At 65.8% G+C, this 21444-nt stretch carries 23 protein-coding genes and 2 pseudogenes; 11 read left to right on the top strand and 14 right to left on the bottom strand.

Features of this window, described 5'->3' with window-relative positions; translation table 11 throughout:
- The first annotated feature begins 58 nt into the window (after positions 1–58).
- The 5 genes from sucD (at position 59) to CFB39_RS14780 (ending at position 5231) form a co-directional block, all read left to right on the top strand.
- The gene (sucD, locus tag CFB39_RS14800) at positions 59–940 is read left to right on the top strand and encodes a succinate--CoA ligase subunit alpha (protein WP_006477916.1); all 882 of its coding nucleotides are present in this window, start codon (positions 59–61) and stop codon (positions 938–940) included.
- Positions 941–1096: 156 nt separating this feature from the next.
- Complete coding sequence (locus CFB39_RS14795; RefSeq protein WP_089473497.1) at positions 1097–1801, top strand: TerC family protein; 705 nt, start codon at positions 1097–1099, stop codon at positions 1799–1801.
- 96 nt (positions 1802–1897) lie between these two features.
- A complete protein-coding gene (locus CFB39_RS14790; RefSeq protein WP_089473496.1) occupies positions 1898–2494 on the top strand; it encodes a pilin in 597 nt (198 codons plus the stop codon).
- Positions 2495–2647: 153 nt separating this feature from the next.
- On the top strand, positions 2648–4426 hold the full coding sequence (locus CFB39_RS14785; protein ID WP_089473495.1) for a Wzy polymerase domain-containing protein: 1779 nt from the start codon (positions 2648–2650) through the stop codon (positions 4424–4426).
- Positions 4427–4880: 454 nt separating this feature from the next.
- Positions 4881–5231 carry a TonB family protein gene (locus CFB39_RS14780; protein ID WP_089473494.1) on the top strand — a complete coding sequence of 117 codons (351 nt, stop codon included), beginning with the start codon at positions 4881–4883 and terminating at the stop codon, positions 5229–5231.
- Between the two features lie 100 nt (positions 5232–5331).
- Here the strand turns inward: CFB39_RS14780 and CFB39_RS14775 are convergent.
- From CFB39_RS14775 to CFB39_RS39415, 6 genes and pseudogenes are all read right to left on the bottom strand, one after another.
- Positions 5332–5837 (bottom strand): annotated as a pseudogene (locus CFB39_RS14775) (hypothetical protein); the annotation flags it as partial.
- Positions 5838–5859: 22 nt separating this feature from the next.
- Positions 5860–6582, bottom strand: coding sequence for a hypothetical protein (locus CFB39_RS14770; protein WP_089473493.1), 723 nt, complete (start codon positions 6580–6582; stop codon positions 5860–5862).
- Positions 6583–6600: 18 nt separating this feature from the next.
- Positions 6601–6936, bottom strand: coding sequence for a hypothetical protein (locus tag CFB39_RS14765; protein ID WP_089473492.1), 336 nt, complete (start codon positions 6934–6936; stop codon positions 6601–6603).
- A gap of 148 nt (positions 6937–7084) precedes the next feature.
- Entirely contained in the window at positions 7085–7408 is a 324-nt protein-coding gene (locus CFB39_RS14760) for a hypothetical protein (RefSeq protein WP_089426245.1), read from the bottom strand.
- Positions 7409–7754: 346 nt separating this feature from the next.
- On the bottom strand, positions 7755–8537 hold the full coding sequence (locus CFB39_RS39420) for a hypothetical protein (protein WP_144030260.1): 783 nt from the start codon (positions 8535–8537) through the stop codon (positions 7755–7757).
- Complete coding sequence (locus CFB39_RS39415; RefSeq protein WP_144030259.1) at positions 8534–9037, bottom strand: hypothetical protein; 504 nt, start codon at positions 9035–9037, stop codon at positions 8534–8536. Before CFB39_RS39415 ends, CFB39_RS39420 begins: the two co-directional genes overlap by 4 nt.
- A 172-nt stretch (positions 9038–9209) precedes the next feature.
- On the opposite strand from CFB39_RS39415, the pseudogene CFB39_RS14755 reads away from it, so the two are divergent.
- Positions 9210–9667 (top strand): annotated as a pseudogene (locus tag CFB39_RS14755) (transposase); the annotation flags it as partial.
- A gap of 251 nt (positions 9668–9918) precedes the next feature.
- Here CFB39_RS14755 and moaC read toward each other — a convergent pair.
- On the bottom strand, positions 9919–10398 hold the full coding sequence (gene moaC / locus CFB39_RS14750; protein ID WP_089426243.1) for a cyclic pyranopterin monophosphate synthase MoaC: 480 nt from the start codon (positions 10396–10398) through the stop codon (positions 9919–9921).
- Between the two features lie 270 nt (positions 10399–10668).
- Between moaC and CFB39_RS14745 the strand changes: the two genes are divergently transcribed.
- On the top strand, positions 10669–12363 hold the full coding sequence (locus tag CFB39_RS14745) for a M48 family metalloprotease (protein ID WP_089473491.1): 1695 nt from the start codon (positions 10669–10671) through the stop codon (positions 12361–12363).
- A 33-nt stretch (positions 12364–12396) separates the two neighbouring features.
- Here the strand turns inward: CFB39_RS14745 and CFB39_RS14740 are convergent, their stop codons facing one another.
- From CFB39_RS14740 to CFB39_RS14715, 6 genes are all read right to left on the bottom strand, one after another.
- The gene (locus CFB39_RS14740; RefSeq protein WP_089473490.1) at positions 12397–12984 is read right to left on the bottom strand and encodes a DUF2946 family protein; all 588 of its coding nucleotides are present in this window, start codon (positions 12982–12984) and stop codon (positions 12397–12399) included.
- Entirely contained in the window at positions 12977–14014 is a 1038-nt protein-coding gene (locus tag CFB39_RS14735) for a hydrolase (RefSeq protein WP_089473489.1), read from the bottom strand. Before CFB39_RS14735 ends, CFB39_RS14740 begins: the two co-directional genes overlap by 8 nt.
- Positions 14015–14048: 34 nt before the next feature.
- Positions 14049–14495, bottom strand: a complete 447-nt coding sequence (locus CFB39_RS14730) for a nuclear transport factor 2 family protein (RefSeq protein WP_006749968.1) — start codon at positions 14493–14495, stop codon at positions 14049–14051.
- 115 nt (positions 14496–14610) lie between these two features.
- A complete protein-coding gene (waaF, locus tag CFB39_RS14725; RefSeq protein WP_039360609.1) occupies positions 14611–15648 on the bottom strand; it encodes a lipopolysaccharide heptosyltransferase II in 1038 nt (345 codons plus the stop codon).
- Positions 15649–15798: 150 nt separating this feature from the next.
- Positions 15799–15993 (bottom strand): zinc-finger domain-containing protein, encoded by a 195-nt coding sequence (locus CFB39_RS14720; protein WP_006749970.1) that lies wholly within the window; start codon positions 15991–15993, stop codon positions 15799–15801.
- A gap of 50 nt (positions 15994–16043) precedes the next feature.
- Positions 16044–16967, bottom strand: a complete 924-nt coding sequence (locus CFB39_RS14715; protein WP_089473488.1) for a branched-chain amino acid transaminase — start codon at positions 16965–16967, stop codon at positions 16044–16046.
- 193 nt (positions 16968–17160) lie between these two features.
- Here CFB39_RS14715 and CFB39_RS14710 point away from each other — a divergent pair, with 193 nt between their 5' ends.
- The 3 genes from CFB39_RS14710 (at position 17161) to CFB39_RS14700 (ending at position 19713) form a co-directional block, all read left to right on the top strand.
- The gene (locus tag CFB39_RS14710) at positions 17161–17916 is read left to right on the top strand and encodes an AzlC family ABC transporter permease (RefSeq protein WP_089473487.1); all 756 of its coding nucleotides are present in this window, start codon (positions 17161–17163) and stop codon (positions 17914–17916) included.
- Positions 17913–18236, top strand: a complete 324-nt coding sequence (locus CFB39_RS14705; protein WP_089473486.1) for an AzlD domain-containing protein — start codon at positions 17913–17915, stop codon at positions 18234–18236. The genes CFB39_RS14710 and CFB39_RS14705 overlap by 4 nt, the downstream gene beginning before the upstream one ends.
- Positions 18237–18516: 280 nt before the next feature.
- On the top strand, positions 18517–19713 hold the full coding sequence (locus CFB39_RS14700; RefSeq protein ID WP_069257480.1) for a phosphoglycerate kinase: 1197 nt from the start codon (positions 18517–18519) through the stop codon (positions 19711–19713).
- A gap of 157 nt (positions 19714–19870) precedes the next feature.
- On the opposite strand, the gene CFB39_RS40825 is transcribed toward CFB39_RS14700, so the two are convergent.
- Positions 19871–19999: a hypothetical protein gene (locus CFB39_RS40825; RefSeq protein ID WP_256093618.1), complete on the bottom strand. Its 129-nt coding sequence runs from the start codon at positions 19997–19999 to the stop codon at positions 19871–19873.
- Here CFB39_RS40825 and pyk point away from each other — a divergent pair.
- The gene (gene pyk, locus CFB39_RS14695; RefSeq protein WP_039360687.1) at positions 19998–21434 is read left to right on the top strand and encodes a pyruvate kinase; all 1437 of its coding nucleotides are present in this window, start codon (positions 19998–20000) and stop codon (positions 21432–21434) included. The two genes, CFB39_RS40825 and pyk, sit on opposite strands and share 2 nt — an antisense overlap.
- Positions 21435–21444 lie beyond the last annotated feature (10 nt).

Raw genomic sequence — 21444 nt, 5'->3', positions numbered from 1 at the left:
TGAACACGCATGGCGGCGCGGTTCATACGCGACGCCAATCGAACAGAGGTCAAAATACATGTCGATTCTGATCAACAAGGACACGAAGGTCATCACGCAGGGCATTACCGGCAAAACCGGTCAGTTCCATACGCGCGCCTGCCGTGAATACGCAAACGGCCGCGAAGCATTCGTCGCGGGCGTGAACCCGAAGAAGGCTGGCGAAGATTTCGAAGGCATTCCGATCTACGCAAGCGTCAAGGAAGCGAAGGCGGAAACCGGCGCGACCGTGTCGGTCATCTACGTTCCGCCGGCAGGCGCAGCGGCTGCGATCTGGGAAGCGGTCGAAGCCGACCTGGATCTCGCGATCTGCATCACGGAAGGCATTCCCGTCCGTGACATGATCGAAGTGAAGGACCGCATGCGTCGCGAAGGCCGCAAGACGCTGCTGCTCGGGCCGAACTGCCCGGGCACGATCACGCCGGACGAACTGAAGATCGGCATCATGCCGGGTCACATCCACCGCAAGGGCCGCATCGGCGTCGTGTCGCGTTCGGGCACGCTGACGTATGAAGCGGTTGCCCAGCTGACGGCACTCGGCCTCGGCCAGTCGTCGGCAGTCGGTATCGGCGGCGACCCGATCAACGGTCTGAAGCACATCGACGTGATGAAGATGTTCAACGACGATCCGGATACGGACGCAGTCGTGATGATCGGCGAAATCGGTGGTCCGGACGAAGCCAATGCGGCAGAGTGGATCAAGGACAACATGAAGAAGCCGGTGGTCGGCTTCATCGCGGGCGTCACGGCGCCTCCGGGCAAGCGCATGGGCCACGCCGGCGCGCTGATCTCGGGCGGTGCGGATACGGCCGAAGCGAAGCTGGAAATCATGGAAGCGTGCGGCATCACCGTCACGCGCAACCCGTCGGAAATGGGCCGTCTGCTGAAGAAGGCGCTGTAATATTTCCACCTGGGTTCGTCCTGCAGAAAACGCCGGCTTTGCCGGCGTTTTTTGTTATGCTCGCGCAATGAATTCGTAAGCACCGGGCATGCATCGCGCATGTGCCGGCAATGAACCGGGTCGCCCGAGGGCGGCCGCCGTCCTGCCCGTCACGCCATGCTCGAATTCCTGACGTCGCTCCACTGGGGCGCCGTTCTCCAGATCGTCATCATCGATATCCTGCTCGGCGGCGACAACGCCGTCGTGATCGCGCTCGCATGCCGCAACCTGCCCGCGAACCAGCGGTTGCGCGGCGTCGTCTGGGGCACCGCGGGGGCGATCCTGCTGCGTGTCGCGCTGATCACGTTCGCGGTCGCGCTGCTCGACGTGCCGTTCCTGAAGCTCGGCGGCGGGTTGCTGCTGCTGTGGATCGGCATCAAGCTGATGGCGCCGGCCGGCGACGCGCACGACGACATCAAGCCGGCCAGCCGGCTGTGGGACGCCGTGAAGACGATCGTGATCGCCGATGCGGTGATGAGCCTCGACAACGTGATCGCGATCGCGGGCGCGGCCGAACAGGCCGATCCGTCGCACCGGATCGCGCTCGTGATCTTCGGCCTCGTCGTCAGCGTGCCGATCATCGTGTGGGGCAGCACGCTGGTGCTGAAGCTGCTCGACCGTTTCCCGATCTTCGTGGCATTCGGCGCGGGGCTGCTCGGCTGGATCGCGGGCGGGCTGATCGTGAATGACCCGGTCGGCGACCGCTGGCCGGTGCTCGATACGCCGGAGGTCCTCTACGGCGCGAGCATCGCGGGCGCGCTGTTCGTCGTGGCGATCGGTTACACGCTCAGGAAGCGCCGCGACGTACCGCACGCGCACTGACATTGGCCGTCCGGCCGACTGCCGGATTCACGGCCCGCTGGCTACGATCGAGACGCCTGCCTTTGCGGCAGGCGTTTTTCGTTTCCGGAGCCTGCCATGTTCGAAGCCTTTTCCGTTTCCCTGTTCCGTCGCGTGGCCGCCGATCTGCGGCGCGCGAACCGGCCGTCGCCGCGCTGGCGGCCGGCCGGCTTCACGCTGATCGAACTGATGATCGTGCTGGCGATCGTCGGCGTGATCGCGGCCTATGCGATTCCCGCGTATCAGGATTACCTTGCGCGCTCGCGCGTCGGCGAAGGGCTCGCGCTTGCGTCGTCCGCGCGGCTCGCCGTCGCCGACAACGCCGCAAGCGGCGCGAGCCTCGACGGCGGCTACAGCCCGCCGGCCGGCACCCGCAACGTCGAATCGGTTGTGATCGACGGCGAGACCGGCCAGATCACGGTCGCGTTCACCACGCGCGTCGCCGCGGCCGGCACCAATACGCTGGTGCTCGTGCCGTCCGCGCCCGACAAGGCCGATGCGCCCACCGCCCGCGTGCCGCTCAAAAAGGGCGCGATGCAGGCCGGCGCGATCGCGTGGGAGTGCTTCGCCGCCGGCAAGGCGGCGTCGTCGCTGCCCGCGCCGGGGGCCGGGCCGCTACCGGTCGATGCGGCGACGCTGCCCGCGAAATATGCGCCGGCGGAGTGCCGCGCGTAGCGCCGGAGGCGAAGCAGGGCGGCGCGGGCAGCATGCCGGCCGCCGCTTCAGCCGGCCGGGGCGGCCGCGCCGTGTCGGATCGTGGCGCGAAGGCCCCGCACAGAGGGGGGAAAGTTTTGTATAGTGCGCCGGTTGCTGACATCCGGTTCGCTCATGCCTTCTACTTTTTCCCGTTCGTTGCCGCTCGTTGCGCTGGCTGTCGCCCTGATCGTGCCGTACGCGATCACGAATCACACGTATCCGATCCCGACCTTCTATTCCGAGTTTTCGGCACTGGTGCTGTATCTGCTGGTCGGTGTGTCCGTCGTGCTGCTCGCGCGCACGGGCCGCCCGGCCGAGCCGTTTGCGGCGCCGGCCGCGTTCGTCGCGCCGCTCGGGTTCGCCGTGGTGCTCATCGCGCAGGTCGCGCTGATCCCGCTCAAGGTGCCGTCGATGAACTGGCTGGCGGTCGGCTATCTCGCCGCCGCGCTGGTCGCGATGCAGGCCGGCTATGCGCTCGCGCGCGACGGCCTGGCCGAGGCCGTGTCGCGGATGATGGCCGGCGCGCTGCTCATCGGCGGCGTGTTCGCGGTCGGAACGCAGATCGTGCAGCTGTTCCACCTCGAGTCGGCGCTGTCGCCGTTCGTCGTGATATACAACGTCGCGGTCGATCGCCGTCCGTACGGCAACATGGCGCAGGCGAACCATCTGGCCAGCTACATCGCGTTCGCGCTCGCGGGCGCGCTGTATCTCGTGCAGACGCGCCGGCTCGCGGTATGGGCGTGGCTCGTGCTGTCGATCGTGCTGTCCGCCGGTCTGGCGCTGACGGTGTCGCGCGGGCCGTGGCTGCAGGTCGCGGTGATGGTCGTCGCGGGTTTCTGGATGGCGTGGCTCGAATCGCGCCGCGCGCCGGGCAATGCGCGTGCGTGGGCGATCCCGGTCGTGCTCGCGGTGGCGTTCATCGCGGTGAACGTCGCGGTGCGCTGGGCGAACGTCCATTACCACCTGGGTCTCGCGGAATCCGCGGCCGACCGGATGCGGGACGCGGGGCAGATCGCACCGCGCCTCGCGCTGTGGAAGTACGGGCTCGCGATGTTCCGCGAACATCCGCTGCTCGGTGTCGGCTGGGGTGAATTCCCGTCGCACCAGTTCGCGCTCGTGCGCTCGCTCGGCGGTGTCGAGATCGCGAACAACTCGCACGACATCTTCATCGACCTGCTCGCGAAGTCCGGCCTCGCCGGCCTGGGCGTGCTCGTCGTCGCGCTCGTGACGTGGTTCGTGCGCGCGGTGCGCGCGCCGCAGTCGAGCATGCGCGTGTTCGGCTTCGCGCTGATCGGCATCCTGCTGATGCATGCGCTGGTCGAGTATCCGCAGCAGTACATGTTCTTCCTGTTGCCGGCCATGTTCGTGATCGGGCTGCTCGAGGTGAAGTCGCTGCGCATCCTGCCGGGGCGTGCCGCATTCGGGCTGTTCGCGGTGCTGTCGGTCGGCGGCGTGCTGGCGGCGGTGCCGGTGCTGCGCGACTACCAGCGCGCGGAAGTGCTGTATTACGGCAGCGATCCGGCTGCGCAGTACCGCGATGCGCCGTCGCTGCTGTTCGGCGCGTGGGGTGAATACGGTGCGGCCACGCTCCTCCCGATTTCGGCGGACGACCTGCCGGCCAAGCTCGCCGCGCATGAGCGCGCGATCGCGCTGCTGCCCGGCGAGACGGTGCTGCGCCGCTATGCGGCACTGCAGGCGCTGGCCGGCCGCGAGGCCGACGCGCTCGACACCGTCGCACGCCTGCACGTGTTTGCGAAGGAGTTGAAGGACTGGCCGCAACAACTGGCCGCGCTGTACAAGCTGTGCGATCAGCAGCCGGCGCTGAAGCCGTTCAAGGCGGCGGTCGTCGCGAAATACGGCGAAGTGCCGGCCGATGCGGCCGACGACGAGGACGACGACGATTCGGATTGATGCGCGCAGCGCCTGCCGGAACGGGGAATTCCGGCATGTGCCGCGCCGCGACGGGGCGGCGGTGCGCGTCGGTCGTTAGCGCCCGGCGCGAACCCGGCGATTCCGGCCGCGCATCGATTACCTCGCGGATTGCATGGATTCCGGCTGAAGGCCCGGCGATTCGCGTCAACCATTGTCAAATCGCCGCCGCTCGCCGGGGAGGGCGTGCACAATGCGCGAAAGCGCTCGCGTGCCGACCCGTGTGAGGCGAGGGCAGCGCGAACACAGGCAACACCCCGGTCACCCGGGAAGTCCGCCACGCAGGATCGCGGCCGAGCATCGATCGGCCGTGCGGCCGTAACGGGGCGCCGGTCCGATGGCCGCGGCGCAGTGTGATGCATGCGATGCGGCCGGGCAACGTGTTCCGGTGCGCGGCGCGTGCGTCCGGAACAGTGCTGAAGAACGATATTCGACCATGGCTATTCGCTCGACCTACCTGATCCTGCCCGCCGTCGCGATGCTGTTTTCCGGCTGCGCGATGCTGTCGTCGTCGCAGGAAAGCAAGCTGACCTGTCACATTCCACGCGCCGTCTATCCGGATTCCGCGAAGCCGCTCACGCGCCCGGCGACCGTGCTCGTGCGTGCGCTGATGACGACGTCCGGCGAAGCGCAGAACGTCACCGTGACGACGAGCAGCCGCAATGCGGCGGCCGACCGCGCGGCCGTCGACGCGATGACGCACGCGAGCTGCGTGCAGACGGGCGCGACCGCGAACCCGTTCCTGCTGACCCAACCGTTCGTGTTCGAGCCGCAGCGCGGCCAGTGAGGCGTGGGCGGTGTGACCCGCGTAGAGGTGCCCGCCGCCTCGTTGTGCATGGCAGCCGACAGTCGATGCGCACGGCCGTTACGGCACGCGTGTCCAACGTTCAGTGCTGCGGCATCAGGTTCGCGCCGCGGCAAGCCGGCTCGGCCGCGGTACTCAGCCCGAGCAGCGTGAATCCGTAGCGCTCCTGGCGAATCAGCGCATAGTGCCGCGCGACCGTTTCCCCGGTGGTGCCCGTCAGATCGAGTTCCACTTGGAAGCGATCCTTGCTGTCCGAGCAGCCGCGCACCGGGCCATACGCGAACCCCCTGCCGGCCACCTTGCTGGCCTTGTCGAACGCCTGCCGGCCTTTCAGCGCGGCCGCTGCTGCGGCGGGCTCGCTTCAGTCGCGCGCGAGCGCATCATCTGCCTTCAGCCATTCATCGACGAAATCGCGGCCGTTGAGCGCGACGGGCTGTACGCGCTGCACGGTGTCGCCGTCGACGCGGTAGCGGAAGATGCCCGCCGCGTCATCACGTCGCTGTCCATCGAGCCGACCGTCGCGCGCACCTCGAAGCCGTCGGGGCGCACCTTGAACCGGATTGGGTTGTCGTCGAGCACGTAGCTGTTCTCGGAATGACCGCAAACATCATCAGCAGTTGAGGATGTAGCCGTCCGCGATAGTCCATGCTGTCGTCAGGAGCTTGACCGCATCGGCCTCAGGAACGACTTGGGGTTCTCCGTGGCGTGGGGCCTGCGCTGCATTTTCCAGTAGCCTCGTCGCTGATTCATCGCACCCGGCAATCTCGCGCAGTGTCTTCCACTGAGTTGTCTTGTCCTTCGGGTCCAGTGATCGAGTAGCGATGCAATGGTGGCGAAGCGATTCGATGGCTCGATAGCAGTGGAAGGCAACATCGTCCGGTTCCTTCATCGCGGTGATAAGGTCGCGTAAGCACCGATGAAGGAAGACTCCCGGTTCGCCTCGCAGCTTAGGACGCATGGCTGCAATGCGGGCATGCAGATCGACTCCCCGATGCAGTTCGCCGATGCAAGGAACGTCGATGCCGAAAACGACATCGAGACCGACTTCCGGGCAGATGGCCCGCCGTATTTCCACATCATAGGTGTGGCCGAGAAGGAAGCCCACAATGTCCATTTCCAGCTGGACCATGTACCTGACTGCGTTGCGCAGGTCCAAGGCATTCCACTCGACTTCCGTCTCGACCCATACAGCCACCTGATTCATGAGAATCCGAACGTCAGCTTTCGCATCCACCCCGGATACAACGTGCTTGAACTTAGGGGAGATGTGGTGATCGGGTATCTGCGCTCGTTCGGGATGGACCACGCCATCGAGGAAATATCTGTAGGTCATTTCGGTGTCGTCAGGCGATCAATCCCGCTCGTCCGCTGGCAACGGACATTCAACCTCGATCAACCGCTTCCTCGCGACCGCAAGCTGTTCTTCCGTGAACAGATCGCGCCACGGTTTCTGAAGGACAAGATATTCGACGCTTAGTCGGAGGTTTTCCCGTCCACGGAGAAAGAGTTCAGTGAACCCTTCCGATGGCTTGTTTGTTGCCAGCAGTCGGTTCGCAGTCTCCTTGCCACCGTGTTCGTTCACCATCCGCAAGAAGTATGTCGCGTGGTATGGCGGCTTCAACCGTCGGGCGGCGTCATAAATGCCGCGCATCGCTTGGTCGAATTGTTCGATGGTCTTGTCGGTCATGTTTTAACTAGTCGCCGTGATAATCATGAAGCCTGCATCGTGGTCCGCCGCGCCGAATTTGAGACCCTGGGGCGCTAACATTCCGCCAGTTGGTTTTTGCAGTCGGACGGACTGCAAGGGCTTATCGGTTCAGGCGGACGAAGATAGCTTATACGCTAAACGTATGATCGCAATCGAGGCATTTGTAGTTGTCGAGGACATGCGAGTCCACCATCTCGCCAGCTTTTGAGCCTACAACTGCGCCGGTGGCGGCACCACCCAATGCGCCCAAAATACCACCGGCGATGCCGCCAAGCAGGGTTCCGACGACAGGAACTAGCGAACCGATTGCAGCACCCGCGGCCGCGCCTTCGCCTGCGCCGAGCCAGCCTCCCACTGCCCCTGCGCCCGCCCCAACCGCAGTGCCTGCTTTTTTCCCGTAATTTCGCTTATCTACCTGCGGGCTGTTGCATTTCGGGCAAGTGATAGCCATTTTGAGATCCTCCGTGCTTGTTCGTTACGACATGGTTAGAAGGGGGGCGCCTGCGATAGGGGGGGCGTCCGCATAACTCAGTGTAGTTATCGACCGCTTAGGCCCTTTCTTTATGGATTGCCGGTAACCAATCTCACGTCTCGTGATGGCCCAGACAGGATTGTGCTGACCAGCCTACGAGCAATGTGAATCGGGTGTGCCTCAGGCGAACCGGGTCGAGACTTTTCTCTAAATGGTTCACACCGAGTCCATAAAAAAACTGATTCAGTGCGAACCATGCTGCTCAGGTCACCGAAGAAGGCCAATGATTGTTCGTGCACACTCATAGACCGCTGGAAGTAGCTACCTATTCGATGATGCCCTCCCGCTCTGTGCCGTCGATTGGCTGATTTGCAGTGACTTTACCGAAATAAAGATACACACCAGTTAGCAGGCTAACTTTTCCGCCGAATATCGTTCCATACAAAATCTGAACGCCAAGACTGGACGCGGTCGACTGGAATGTGTAGTTATTAGTCAAGCCGTGGCCTTGAATGTATTGCTGCGTCATATCATCGGGCGCGTTTGGGGTTGTGCCTGCACCAATTAACTCGTAATCGGCTGGCACTCCATTTCTAGAATATCTGATCAACTCCGAAACAGGGGCCACTGGAATTTTTGTTGTATCTTTGCTTCCAATGCTAAGATTTTTTAGCATGGCTGATGGGACGGATCGGCTGGGGCTAAAATTTATTTGGTGAGATTGATTTTCCCCTGGATTAACTGGAGCCAAAAATCGAATATTCACCCTCAGTGCCGGCAGTGTGCTGATATTGGAAAGGCTGAGTGTTAAATAGTCTTCGCTATCCGATGCCCATTTCTCAATTTTAGCGGAGGCTAAGTCCAATTTGGTTGGATTCGAGGCTTCGATATATCTCTCTATTTTTGCGAGTGCGTCTGCCGCATCCTTTGCGACAGAGAATTTCGGGCAGTACTGCGCAGGGAATGATCTTGGTGTGGCCGCATTAACTACAATATTGCAGTCGCCGGTGACGATTTGCGCATTCCCTGCACCTTCAGCGCTAGTGGACAACGAGGGGAATGAAGAGAGTGCGGCAACTAGAGCGATGAGCGAAATTTTCACTTTCACTTCTGTTTCCCCGCTTGGTTGGTAACATTATTGTTCGAGCCATTCACCACCTGGACATTATTGGACAAAAGGCCTCCCGTATTAATGCCGGTGACAACAGGAGCCGACGACCCCGAAGCGGGTGCAATCGGGGCCGCATTTAGTTGTACATTCCCTACGGATGAAGATGCGCCTTGCGCAACACTGTTGCCATTGCCATTGCCATTGCCATTGCCATTGCCATTGCCATTGCCATTGCCATTGCCATTGCCATTGCTTGATTGTGCTCGCGCGTTCTCAACCGAGCCTCGATTCTGGCCTAAGACTGCACCGGCAGATACAAGGAGAACACCAAGGGAGGTGAGGAAAAAGCACACAACCGCCAGTTGGATGATTTTTTTATCCGATTTCTTGGTTTTCAGCACGGCGAAGACGACGCCAGACGCGACTGAAACCACGAAAGCAGCGCAGACAATAGGATTATTAAGATATGGAGCCCAAGCTCCGGATTCAATTGCCACTCAACCACCTCCTAGTCGTCCATTGATCACGAGCGCATTTATTGCACCCACATGGATAACGGCATGAATTAATCAGATCTTTACATTGGCATGACCCTAGCCCACAAAACTGTCCCATTTGAAAGTGGAAAATTCCGGCATGGCGTTGTCATCGAGATCAGGAGGTCATGCCGTGAAGAAGAGCAAGTTCACCGAGGAACAGATCACATACGCATTGAAGCGGGCCGAGCTGGGCACGCCTGTCGCGGAGGTGTGCTGCAAGATGGGGATCAGCGACGCGACGTTCTACAATTGGCGGACGAAATATGGCGGGCTGTCGCGCTCGGAACTGCGCCGGCTGAAGCAACTTGAGGAAGAGAACGCCAAGCTCAAGCGGCTCGTGGCCGATCTGTCGCTGGACAAGGCCATGCTGCAGGACGTGCTGTCAAAAAAGCTCTGAAGCCTTCTCGGCGCCGTGAGCTTTTCACTGACTTGATGCAGCGTTTCGGCGCAAGCCAGCGGCAGACCTGCGCGTTATTGCAGCTGTCCCGCACGGTCTACCGCTACGAGTCGGTCGCGCGGGATCAAAGCGCATTGGAAATGCGCATCAAGGAGATCACGGAAGTGCGAGTGCATTACGGTGCGCATCGGCGGAATTCGCCCGCCAGTGCACCGATCGGGCCGGCTCGGCCCGCCCCGAAGAGCCGGAATTTTCCAACTAAGACTGGGACGGAAATTGGGCCAGCCTCAGAATTGAAGCCATTCCAGTTTCTTGTGGGACCGGAGTGGGACAAGATCGATTTTTCGTATGCCAGCAGTCAGATTCGAGGCGATTTCGTCAAACGAAGGTGATACCGGGGTGGCCGGTATGGAATCGAAGAAAGGATTTACGAAACGGAGTCTTATTCCTCCGCCTTCCAGTCCCCCGACTTCCCGCCGCGCTTCTCGCGCACGCTTACATCGGTGATCACCATCCCGCGATCGACGGCCTTGCACATGTCGTAGACGGTCAGCAGCCCGACCTGCACGGCGGTCAGCGCTTCCATCTCGACGCCGGTGCGCCCGAACGTCTCGACCTGCACGACGCAGTGGACGCCGGGCAGCGCGTCGTCGAGTTCGAACTCGACGGCCACGCGCGTCAGCGCGAGCGGATGGCACAGCGGGATCAGGTCGGCCGTGCGCTTGGCGCCCTGGATGGCCGCGATGCGCGCGACGCCGAGCACGTCGCCTTTCTTGGCCTTGCCGTCGCGGATCAGCGCGAACGTGGCCGGCAGCATCCGGATCGTGCCGCGCGCGATCGCGATGCGTTGGGTTTCCTGCTTGCCGCCGACGTCGACCATGTGCGCATGGCCGGCGGCGTCGAAATGGGTGAGTCCTGACATGTCTTCCTCTAGTGGAACGGCGGGCGCGAGCACGTCCCGCGATCGCGCATCGCGATTGGCCGGGGCATCGAATCCCGTCTCTGCGCCCCGCGCCGATCCAACGGCTCAACGGGCGCCTATCATAGCAGTGGCATGCGCGGCGCCGGGGACGCAGATGGCGTCCATGCCGAACGGGACAGTCACGCTGCCGCCGGTACAATGACCCGAACATTCAGACCAAACGCCGCGATGCGCGCCCGGCGCGCGGGACGGCGTCGTTTTCATCCTGCCATGCGTGTCAAACAGTTGCTTGCCGTGTCGCTGTCGGTGGCGCTCGCATTGCCGCCGAGCGGCCGTGCGCAGAGCGCGTCCGCGCCGCCGCTCGAATCGGCGGCCGGCGGCGCGCGGTCGATTTCCACCGTGCCGTCCGGCATCGCGGCCGGCGTGTTCGGCACGTACGGCGGCGCGGAGAGCCGGTTTTCGGACGCAGGCGGCGCGTCGGCGCCGGCCGCGAGCCTGCGCGCGCCGCTTCGCTCGCTGGAGCTGCCCGACCTGGGCGACGGCTCCGGCGGTTCGCTGACGCCGCAGGCCGAGCGCCGGCTCGGCGAGCGCGTGATGCGCGAAGTGCGGCGCGATCCCGACTATCTCGACGACTGGCTCGTGCGCGACTACCTGAACGCGATGGCGGCGCGGCTCGCGGCCGCGGCGGCCGCGCGCTTCATCGGCGGCTACACGCCGGACTTCGACCTGTTCCCGGTGCGCGATCCGCAGATCAACGCATTCTCGATGCCGGGCGGCTTCATCGGGATCAACAGCGGCCTCGTCGTCACGACACAGACGGAGTCGGAACTCGCATCGGTGGTCGGCCACGAGATGGGGCACGTGCTGCAGCGGCACATCGCGCGGATGATCGGCGCGAACGAGAAGACCGGCTACACGGCGCTCGCGACGATGCTGCTCGGCGTGCTGGCCGGCGTGCTCGCGAGAAGCGGCGACCTCGGCAGCGCGATCGCGATGGGCGGGCAGGCGTATGCGGTGGACAACCAGCTGCGCTTCTCGCGTTCGGCCGAGCGCGAGGCCGATCGCGTCGGCTTTCAGCTGCTCGCGGGCGCGGGCTATGACCCGTACGGGATGCCGGGCTTCTTCGAGCGGCTCGACCGCGCGTCGATGGGCGATGCGGGCGTGCCGGCGTACGCGCGCACGCACCCGCTGACCGGCGAGCGGATCGCCGACATGGAGGATCGCGCGCGCCGCGCACCGTACCGGCAGCCGCGCCAGTCGCCCGAATACGGGTTCGTGCGTGCGCGGCTGCGCGTCCTGCAGAATCGCGCGCCGACCGACATCGCGGCCGAGGCGCGGCGGATGCAGTTCGAGATCGACGATCGCACCGCGCCGAACGTCGCGGCGAACTGGTACGGCATCGCACTCGCGGATGCGCTGCTCGGCGAGTACGACGCGGCCGGCAAGGCGCTCGCGTCGGCACGCAGCGCGTTCGACGCCCGCGAGCGGCGCGAGGACGATCCGGCGACGAGCTCGCCGAGCCTCGACGTCCTGGCCGCCGACATCGCGCGCCGCGCGGGGCGGGCCGACGACGCGGTGCGGCTCGCGGCGCTCGCGCAGCGGCGCTGGCCGGCGTCGCACGCGGCGATCGTCGCGCATCTTCAGGCGCTGATCGCGGCGCGCCGCTTCGGGGAAGCGCAGGCGCAGGCACGCGCGCAGGCGAAGGCCGACCCCGAGCAGCCGGACTGGTGGGACTATCTCGCGAAGGCGAGCGACGGCAAGGGTGACCTGCTGGCGCGGCGCCGCGCGCTCGCGGAGAAGCTCGCGCTCGACGGCGCGTGGCCGTCGGCGATTCGCCAACTGAAGGAAGCGCGCGACGCGAAGGACGTGTCGTTCTACGAGCAGTCGATGATCGGCGCGCGGCTGCTGGAATTCGAGGCGCGCTACAAGGAAGAGCGCGAGGACGAGAAGAACGGCCGCGGGTAGCGGCCGATACTCGGGAAGCGCGGCCGCTGCGGATCAGTTGCCGCTGTCAGCTGTATTGCGGGCCTGCTGCGCCGGGCTTGCGACGTAGCCGAACCGCGCGGGCACGTCCGCACCGACGATGCTGCCGAGCGGCAGCGTGCGGCCGTCGCGCCAGCACAGCACGGGCGGCGCGGCATCGAAATCCGCATGATCGGCGAACAGCCCGAGATCGTGATCGTGCAGCGCCGCGATGCGCGGCGGCGTGCCGGCCGCGCGAAACAGCACGCCACCCGCGTCGTCGAGCCAGGCTTCGTCCGGTTCGAACGGCGCGCCGGTCTGGTCGGTGAGCGTGAGCTGCCCGTCGCGCTCGGCGAGCCGGACGACCCACGGTGTATAGGCGAGCTCGACGTACACGCGCTGCGGCCCGTTCTGGAAGAACCACTGGCCTTGCGCGTCGCATTCGTAGTTGCGGCCGATGAACGCGTTCAGCGCCGCATGCCGGATCGGCGAGCCGAGTTCGCCGGCCGCCTGAGCCGCGTCGTCGCGCAGCCGCCATTCGCCGCGCCGGTCGAGCAGCAGCCAGCCGGTACAGTGCGGCACGTTCGGCCACTTGGCGAGGGCCTGCCTGACGATGTCATCCATGGTCGACGAATTTGGAGCAATAGCCGAACACCCGCGCCGACAGCCAGTCGAGGCGGCCGGGGAACGGCCCGGTCATGAATCCCGCGTGCCCGCCGGCCGCGGGCTGGTCGAGCTCGACGGCCGGCGATACGTCGGCCGGGCCCGGCAGCGCCGATTCAGGCAGGAACGGGTCGTTGCGGGCGTTGAGGATCAGCGTCGGCACGTCGATCGCGGGCAGCAGCGGCCGTGTCGTCGCCTTCGTCCAGTAGTCGTCGGCGTTCGCGAAACCGTGCAGCGGCGCGGTCACGACCTCGTCGAAGTCGCGCATCGTCACGGCCTGCAGCATGGCTTCGCGGTCGAACAGCCCCGGGTACTGGTCGAGTTTCGCGAGTGCCTTGCGCTTGAGCGTCTTCAGGAAGCTGCGCGTGTAGACCATCGCAAAGCCTTGCGACAGCGCGCGCCCGCCGGCGTGCACGTCGATCGGCGTCGAGATCGCGGCGGCCGCCCGCAGGATCGACGTGTCGCTGCGATGCTCGCCGAGCCAGCGCAGCAGCACGTTGCCGCCGAGCGACACACCGGCCGCGACGAGCGGCCCGCGATGCTGCGCGGCGAGCCGGCGCAGGATCCAGTCGACCTCGGCGCTGTCGGCGAGATGGTAGAAGCGCGGCTGGCGGTTGATCTCGCCGCTGCAACTGCGGAAGTGCGGCACGACGGCGTGCCAGCCCTTCGCGCGCGCGGCGGCCATCATCGCGAGCGCGTAGTGCGAGCCGGAGCTGCCTTCGAGGCCGTGGAACAGCACGAACAGCGGCGCATCGGGCGCCGGCGCCGCGCTGTCGAGATGCGCGACCCAGTCGAGATCGATGAAGTCGTGGTCGGGAGTTTCCCATCGCTCTCGTCGATAAGCGACGACGGGACGCCGCGCGAACAGCGCGGGCACGATGGTTTGCGCATGGCTGTTGGGCAGCCAGCGTGGTGCGCGATAGCGCAGTATGTCGTCGTCGGGGGCCGGGGCCCCGGTCAGCGGCGAGGTGGGCGGAGAAGCCGTACTCATGATCGCCCCGCGTATGCGTTGCTTCGTCTTTTCGTCAGTGCAGCGGACCCTGCCCATGACGGATCTTCGCGGCGAATTGTCCGGCCGCTTGTTCGGGAATCGGGCTCGCGTGAATGTGCGCGATGCGCCATTCGCCACGTTCGTGAATCATCACGTACGTCGCGAAAACCATGTCGGGTTCGGCCGTCAGGTCGGCCTGCTGATGCGCTTCGGCGATCGTATAGACGACCGTGCCGAGGCTGTCGTACACGCGGATGTCGAGCGGCTCGATCGTCACGGGGCGCGTGGCGAGCCGGTTGGCGAGCCCGCTGCGGATCTGGTCGAGGCCGTGCAGATGCTCGCCGTCCGCCCATACGCAGCTGGCGAAATCCTCGTCGATCCACAGTCCCAGCAGCGCGTCGAGATTGGCATCGGCGACGGCCTGGTAGTAGGCGTTCAGCGTATCGGCGGCGGCTTCGAAGAGGCGGGCAAAACGTGGCATCGGGGTTATCTCTCGCGCGCGTCGCGCGCCGTATTCAGCACGGCGGCCCGGATGGAGCCGCCGTACACCGGTGAATCGGATTGCCCGGCGCGCCGTGCGACGCTGCCGGCCAGGGTCAGCGCTGCCCGACGAGCATGCCGCGCAAATCGCCGAATACCTGCTCGGGACCGAGTTCGCGCAGGCACTTCAGGTGGCCGAGCGGGCACTCGCGTTCGAAGCAGGGACTGCATTCGAGATGAAGCCATTGTACCTTCGCCAGGTCCGACAGCGGAGGGGTGTGGCGCGGATCGGTCGATCCGTACAGCGCGACGAGCGGCCGGCGTAGCGCGGCGGCAACGTGCATCAGCCCCGAATCGTTGGTGACCACCGCGTTCGCGCGCGCGATCAGCGCGCACGCCTCCGACAGCGACGTCTGTCCGCACAGATTGCGCACGTTCGGCGCGTGGTCGGCGATCGCCTGCGCGGCCGCGGCGTCCTTCTGCGAGCCGAGCGCGACGATCTGCGTGTACGGGAACGACTGGTGGACGATGGTGGCGAGCGACGCGAAGTGCTCGGGCGGCCAGCGCTTGGCCGGGCCGTATTCCGCGCCCGGGCAGAACACGACGAGCGGCTTGCGTGTATCGAGATTGAAACGGGCGGACACGCGCGCCGTCTCGTTGAGATCGGCGTCGAGGCGCGGCGCGGGCAGCGTCTTCATCGACTCGGGCAGCTTCGCGCCCGGCGCGTACGCGAGCGCCGCATAGTGGGCCGTCATCGGCGGCCGCTCGCCCGATTTGTCCGGGTTCGCGTGCCGCACGTTCAGCAGCCCGTAGCGGTGCTCGCCCGTGTAGCCGACCCGCAGCGGGATGTTCGCGAGCCACGGGATCACCGCGGATTTCAGCGAGTTCGGCAGCACGTACGCCGCGTCGTAGCCGACGTCGCGCAGGTCGCTCGCGAGCTGCCAGCGGCGCAGCAGTTGCAGCTTGCCGTGCGCGAGATCGGTCGCGTAGACATCGTGGATCTCGGGCATCCGCTCGAGCACGGGCGCGACCCACGAGGGCGCGACGGCATCGATCGCGATGCGGGGATGGTTTTTCTTCAGCAGCGCAAAAAGCGGCTGCGCCATCAATGCGTCACCGATCCAGTTCGGTGCGATAACCAGCGCTCGACGCATCAGGTCGACTTCCGATGTCGTAATGAAGCACGGCGCTCAGGCGCCGCGTTCGGGTTGCCAGAATGGAGAACGGCGGCGCGCCGGCAATCCGGCTGCGCCGCCTGGGCGGGCGCCGGGCCTGCATCAGCCTGCAGGCCCGGCCGCCGGGGCTCAGTGGCCCTTGACGACCTCGCCGTCACGCAGCTTGTAGCGCGTGCCGCAGTACGGGCAGCGTGCCTCGCCGTGCGAGACGTCGATGAAGACGCGCGGGTGGGCGCTCCAGCGCGCCATGGCCGGGTTCGGGCAGTACGCGGGAAGATCCTTGGCCGTCAGCTCGACCAGCGGCATTTCCTTGATTTCACTCATGAGACTTTCTCTTATCACTCTTTTGTGGGGCGGTCGGTGGCGCGGCGCGCTCAGACCTTCGTCAGCCAGTTCGCGTACTTCGCGTTCTTGCCCGACACGATATCGAAAAACGCCGACTGGAGCTTTTCCGTGACGGGGCCGCGCGCGCCGCTGCCGATCGTGCGGTTGTCGAGCTCGCGGATCGGCGTGACTTCAGCGGCCGTGCCGGTGAAGAACGCCTCGTCGGCCGTGTAGACCTCGTCGCGCGTGATGCGCTTCTCGATGACCTCGATGCCGGCGTCCTTCGCGAGCGTGATGACGGTATCGCGCGTGATGCCGTCGAGGCACGACGACAGGTCGGGCGTGTACAGCTTGCCGTTGTTCACCAGGAAGAAGTTCTCGCCGGAGCCTTCCGACACGTAGCCGTCGACGTCGAGCAGCAGCGCTTCGTCGTAGCCGTCCGCGGTGGCTTCCTGGTTCGCGAGGATCGAGTTCACGTACCAGCCCGACGCCTTCGCGCGCACCATCGACACGTTCACGTGGTGGCGCGTGAACGACGACGTCTTCACGCGGATGCCCTTCGCGAGGCCTTCCTCGCCGAGGTACGCGCCCCACGGCCATGCGGCGATCGCGACGTGGATCGTGTTGCCCTTCGCGGCCACGCCGAGCTTTTCCGAACCGACCCAGATGATCGGGCGCAGGTAGCACGACTCGAGCTGGTTCTCGCGCACGACTTCGAGTTGCGCGGCTTCGAGCGTTTCCCGGTCGAACGGCACGTCCATCTGGAAGATCTTCGCCGAATTCAGCAGACGTTTCGTGTGCTCGTACAGGCGGAAGATCGCGGTGCTGCCGTCGGCCGACTTGTACGCGCGCACGCCCTCGAAGACGCCCATGCCGTAGTGCAGCGTGTGGGTCAGGACGTGGATCTTGGCGTCGCGCCAGTCGATCAGCTTGCCGTCCATCCAGATCTTGCCGTCGCGGTCGGCCATTGACATAGATTTCTCCTGGGATGCGGTTGTATGCAGCGTTGAGCCGGAAAGACGCATATTTTAGCGTCATTTGAAGGCGATCCGGTCGGTCGGCGCGGGGCCGGCGCTATAATCGCCCGGTACCGATTCCAATAACGAAGGGTCGACCCGGCAGGAGGCGCCGGCGCCCCGACGAACCGCCCGCTGCGGCCCGCTTCCCATGCTCGCTCGATTGTCCGCCACCGACCGCTTCGCGCTGATCCAGGGCGCGCGCGACTATTCCCCGACGCTGATGGCGATTTTCTCGTGGGGGCTCGTCACCGGCATCGCGATGAGCAAGTCGGTCATGACCCTCTGGCAGGCGAGCGCGATGTCGCTGCTGGTCTACGCGGGCTCGTCGCAGCTCGCGGTGCTGCCGCTCCTCGCGGCGAAGCTGCCGATCTGGACCATCCTGCTCACGGCCGCGATGGTCAACACGCGCTTCGTGATCTTCAGCGCCGGGCTTGCTCCCCATTTCTCCTACCTGCCGCTGTGGCGGCGCCTCGCGATCGGCTATTTCAACGGCGACGTGATCTACCTGCTGTTCCAGAAACAGGGCTTCGCGTACGGCCACGTGCCCGGCAAGGAAGCGTATTTCTGGGGGATGGCGCTCGCGAGCTGGCTGTCGTGGCAGGTGTCGTCGCTCGCCGGCATCCTGCTCGCGAGCGTCTTTCCCGCGAGCTGGGGGCTGGAACTGGCCGGCACGCTCGCGCTGATCCCGATCATGGTGTCGGCGGTCGCGAACCGCTCGACGCTCGCGGCCGTCGCGGTCGCCGGTGTCGTGTCGCTCATCGCGTTCGACCTGCCGTACCGGCTCGCGCTGCCGCTCGCGGTGCTCGCCGCGCTCGCGGCCGGCTGCACGGCCGATTTCTTCGTCGAGCGGGCCGACTGGCGGCGCATCCGCACCGAAACCGTGCACGAAAAGGAAATCGATTGAGCGCGACGGAAATCTGGATCGTCATCATCGGGATGACGATCGTCACGGCCGTCACGCGCGCGCTGTTCCTGATCGGCGGCGAACGCACCGTGCTGCCCGAGCGCGCGCAGCGCGCGATGCGCTACGCGCCGGCGGCGGCCCTGGTCGCCGTCGTGCTGCCCGACGTGCTCGAAACGCCGGCCGGGCTGTCGTTCGCGTTGTCCAACCATCCGTTCTACGCGGCGCTCGCCGGCCTCGGCTGGTTCCTGTGGCGGCGCAGCATGCTCGGCACGATCGTCGTCGGGATGCTCGTCTTCACCGGGCTGCGCCTGGTCTTCTGATGGGCCGCCGCTCAGGCCCGCCGGGTAACCGGCCGCTTGCGCGCGTGCATTGCTGCGTTGCGGCAATGGGTCCGTTCCCGCGTGCGATCCCAAATAGGCGGAATTCGCCGCCCGCGGGTCAGTCTGCCGGGTGGATCGGCTAGAATGCCCGTTCGAGATTTTTTACCCGTGCGCGTCATGCGAACCGCCAGCCACGGCCGCATCCGGCGCCCTTTCGCGGCAGCCCGCGCACGTCCAGCGTGAACCCCCTTTCCCCATCCACTACTTCAATTTGTCCAACATGAGCCAAGTCAAGCGTCTTACCGACCTGATCGCCGCCGGCCAGCTCGCCGGCAAGCGGGTATTCATCCGTGCCGACCTGAACGTCCCGCAGGACGACCAGGGCAACATCACCGAAGACACGCGCGTGCGCGCGTCCGTGCCGGCCATCCAGGCCGCGCTCGACGCCGGCGCTGCCGTGATGGTCACGTCGCACCTCGGCCGCCCGACCGAAGGCGAATTCAAGCCGGAAGATTCGCTCGCGCCGGTCGCGAAGCGCCTCGCCGAGTTGCTCGGCCGTGACGTGCCGCTCGTGTCGAACTGGGTCGAGAACGGCGTGAACGTCGCGCCGGGCCAGGTGGTGCTGCTCGAGAACTGCCGCGTGAACAAGGGCGAGAAGAAGAATTCGGACGAGCTCGCGCAGAAGATGGCGAAGCTCTGCGACGTGTACGTGAACGACGCGTTCGGCACCGCGCACCGCGCGGAAGCGACCACCCACGGGATCGCGAAGTACGCGCCGGTCGCGTGCGCGGGCCCGCTGCTGGCCGCCGAACTCGATGCGCTCGGCAAGGCGCTCGGCAACCCGGCCCGCCCGCTGGTGGCGATCGTCGCCGGCTCGAAGGTGTCGACCAAGCTCACGATCCTGAAGTCGCTGGCCGGCAAGGTCGACCAGCTGATCGTCGGCGGCGGCATCGCCAACACGTTCATGCTCGCGGCCGGCCTGTCGATCGGCAAGTCGCTCGCGGAAGCCGACCTCGTCAACGAGGCGAAGGCGATCATCGACGAAGCGCGCGAGCGCGGCGCATCGGTGCCGATCCCGACCGACGTCGTGACGGCCAAGGAATTCTCGCCGACGGCCGCGGCCACGGTGAAGCAGGTCGCCGACATCGAAGCGGACGACATGATCCTCGACATCGGCCCGGATACCGCCAAGGCGCTCGCGAGCCAGCTCGAGAAGGCCGGCACGATCGTGTGGAACGGCCCGGTCGGCGTGTTCGAGTTCGACCAGTTCGGCAACGGCACCAAGACGCTCGCCGAAGCGATCGCCAAATCGTCCGCGTTCTCGATCGCGGGCGGCGGCGACACGCTCGCGGCCATCGCGAAGTACGGCATCCATGACCAGGTCAGCTACATCTCGACGGGCGGCGGCGCCTTCCTCGAGTTCCTCGAGGGGAAGAAGCTGCCGGCGGTGGAAGTGCTGGAAACGCGGGCGGCCTGAGCGTGGCGGCGCGCGCAGGGGTGACGAAGGCCGCGCGCTCCGCGAAAGCGGAGCCGACGGCCGGCGCGGGCAAGCGCAAACGCGCGCCCGCGCGGGCGAACACCGCCCCGCGCGCACCGGCGGCCGCCGGCGACGCGGCCGAGCAGCACCACGAGATTCAGAACAAAGCGATGCCGGGCGCAAGCACCGGCACGCCCCCCGGAGCGGCGGCCGCTGGGCCTGCCGCTTCCGGCTCTCGCAGCGTTTCACCCAGCGCATCCACCTTGATCCAGATGAGGAGTTTCATGCAGCGCGCCACCAAGATAGTCGCCACGATCGGCCCGGCTTCCAGTTCGCCGGAGATTCTGCTGCAGATGATGCAGGCGGGCCTCGACGTCGTGCGGCTCAATTTTTCGCACGGCACGGCCGACGATCACCGCCAGCGCGCCGAGATGGTGCGCGAGGCCGCCCGCAAGGTCGGCCGCGAGATCGCGATCATGGCCGACCTCCAGGGCCCGAAGATCCGCGTCGGCAAGTTCGAGAACGGCAAGACGACGCTCGAGCCGGGCCAGGCCTTCATCCTCGACGCGGGCTGCGAGCTGGGCAACGACGAGCGCGTCGGGCTCGACTACAAGGAGCTGCCGCGTGACCTGCGCACGGGCGACCTGCTGCTGCTGAACGATGGCCTGATCGTGCTGACCGTCGAGCGCGTGCTCGGCGACGAGATCCACACGATCGTCAAGGTGGGCGGCGAGCTGTCGAACAACAAGGGCATCAACCGCCAGGGCGGCGGGCTGTCGGCGCCCGCGCTGACCGCGAAGGACATGGAAGACATCCGCACCGCGATGTCGCTCGGCGCGGACCTGGTGGCGGTGTCGTTCCCGAAGAACGCGACCGACATGGAAATGGCGCGCCAGCTCGCGAACATCGCGGGCGCGCCGTACGGCATCAAGCCGAAGATGATCGCGAAGATCGAGCGCGCGGAAGCGATTCCGGCGCTGCAAAGCATTCTCGACGCGTCCGACGGCATCATGGTCGCGCGCGGCGACCTCGCGGTGGAAGTGGGCAACGCGGCCGTGCCGGCGCTGCAGAAGCGGATGATCCGGATGGCGCGCGAGTCGAACAAGCTCGTGATCACCGCGACGCAGATGATGGAATCGATGATCCACGCGCCGGTGCCGACCCGCGCGGAAGTGTCGGACGTCGCGAACGCGGTGCTCGACGGCACCGACGCGGTGATGCTGTCGGCCGAGACGGCCGCCGGCAAGTATCCGGTCGTCACGATCGAGACGATGGCGGCCGTGTGCGTCGAGGCGGAAAAGTCGGAAGAAGTCGAGCTGGACAAGGATTTCCTCGACCGCACATTCACGCGGATCGACCAGTCGATCGCGATGGGCGCGCTGTTCACCGCGTACCACCTGGGGGCGAAGGCGATCATCGCGCTGACCGAATCGGGCGCGACCGCGCTGTGGATGTCGCGTCACTACACGCACGTGCCGATCTTCGCGCTGACGCCGCGCGTCGGCAGCGAGCGCACGATGGCGCTGTACCGCAACGTGACGCCGCTGCACGTCGACTTCAACAGCGACCGCGACTCGGCGCTGCAGGCGGCGCTCGAAATCGTCGTCAAGCAGGGCTACGTGCAGCACGGCGACATGGTCGTGCTGACCGTCGGCGAGCCGATGGGGCAGGCGGGCGGCACCAACACGCTGAAGATCGTGCGGGTCGGCGAGCACTATTGAGCGCCTGCTG

This window comes from Burkholderia sp. AU6039 (assembly GCF_002223365.1).
In the GTDB taxonomy this organism is placed as follows: Bacteria; Pseudomonadota; Gammaproteobacteria; order Burkholderiales; family Burkholderiaceae; genus Burkholderia.
Note: the sequence above shows the minus strand (reverse complement) of the source record. Positions and strands in the feature narration are given on the sequence as shown.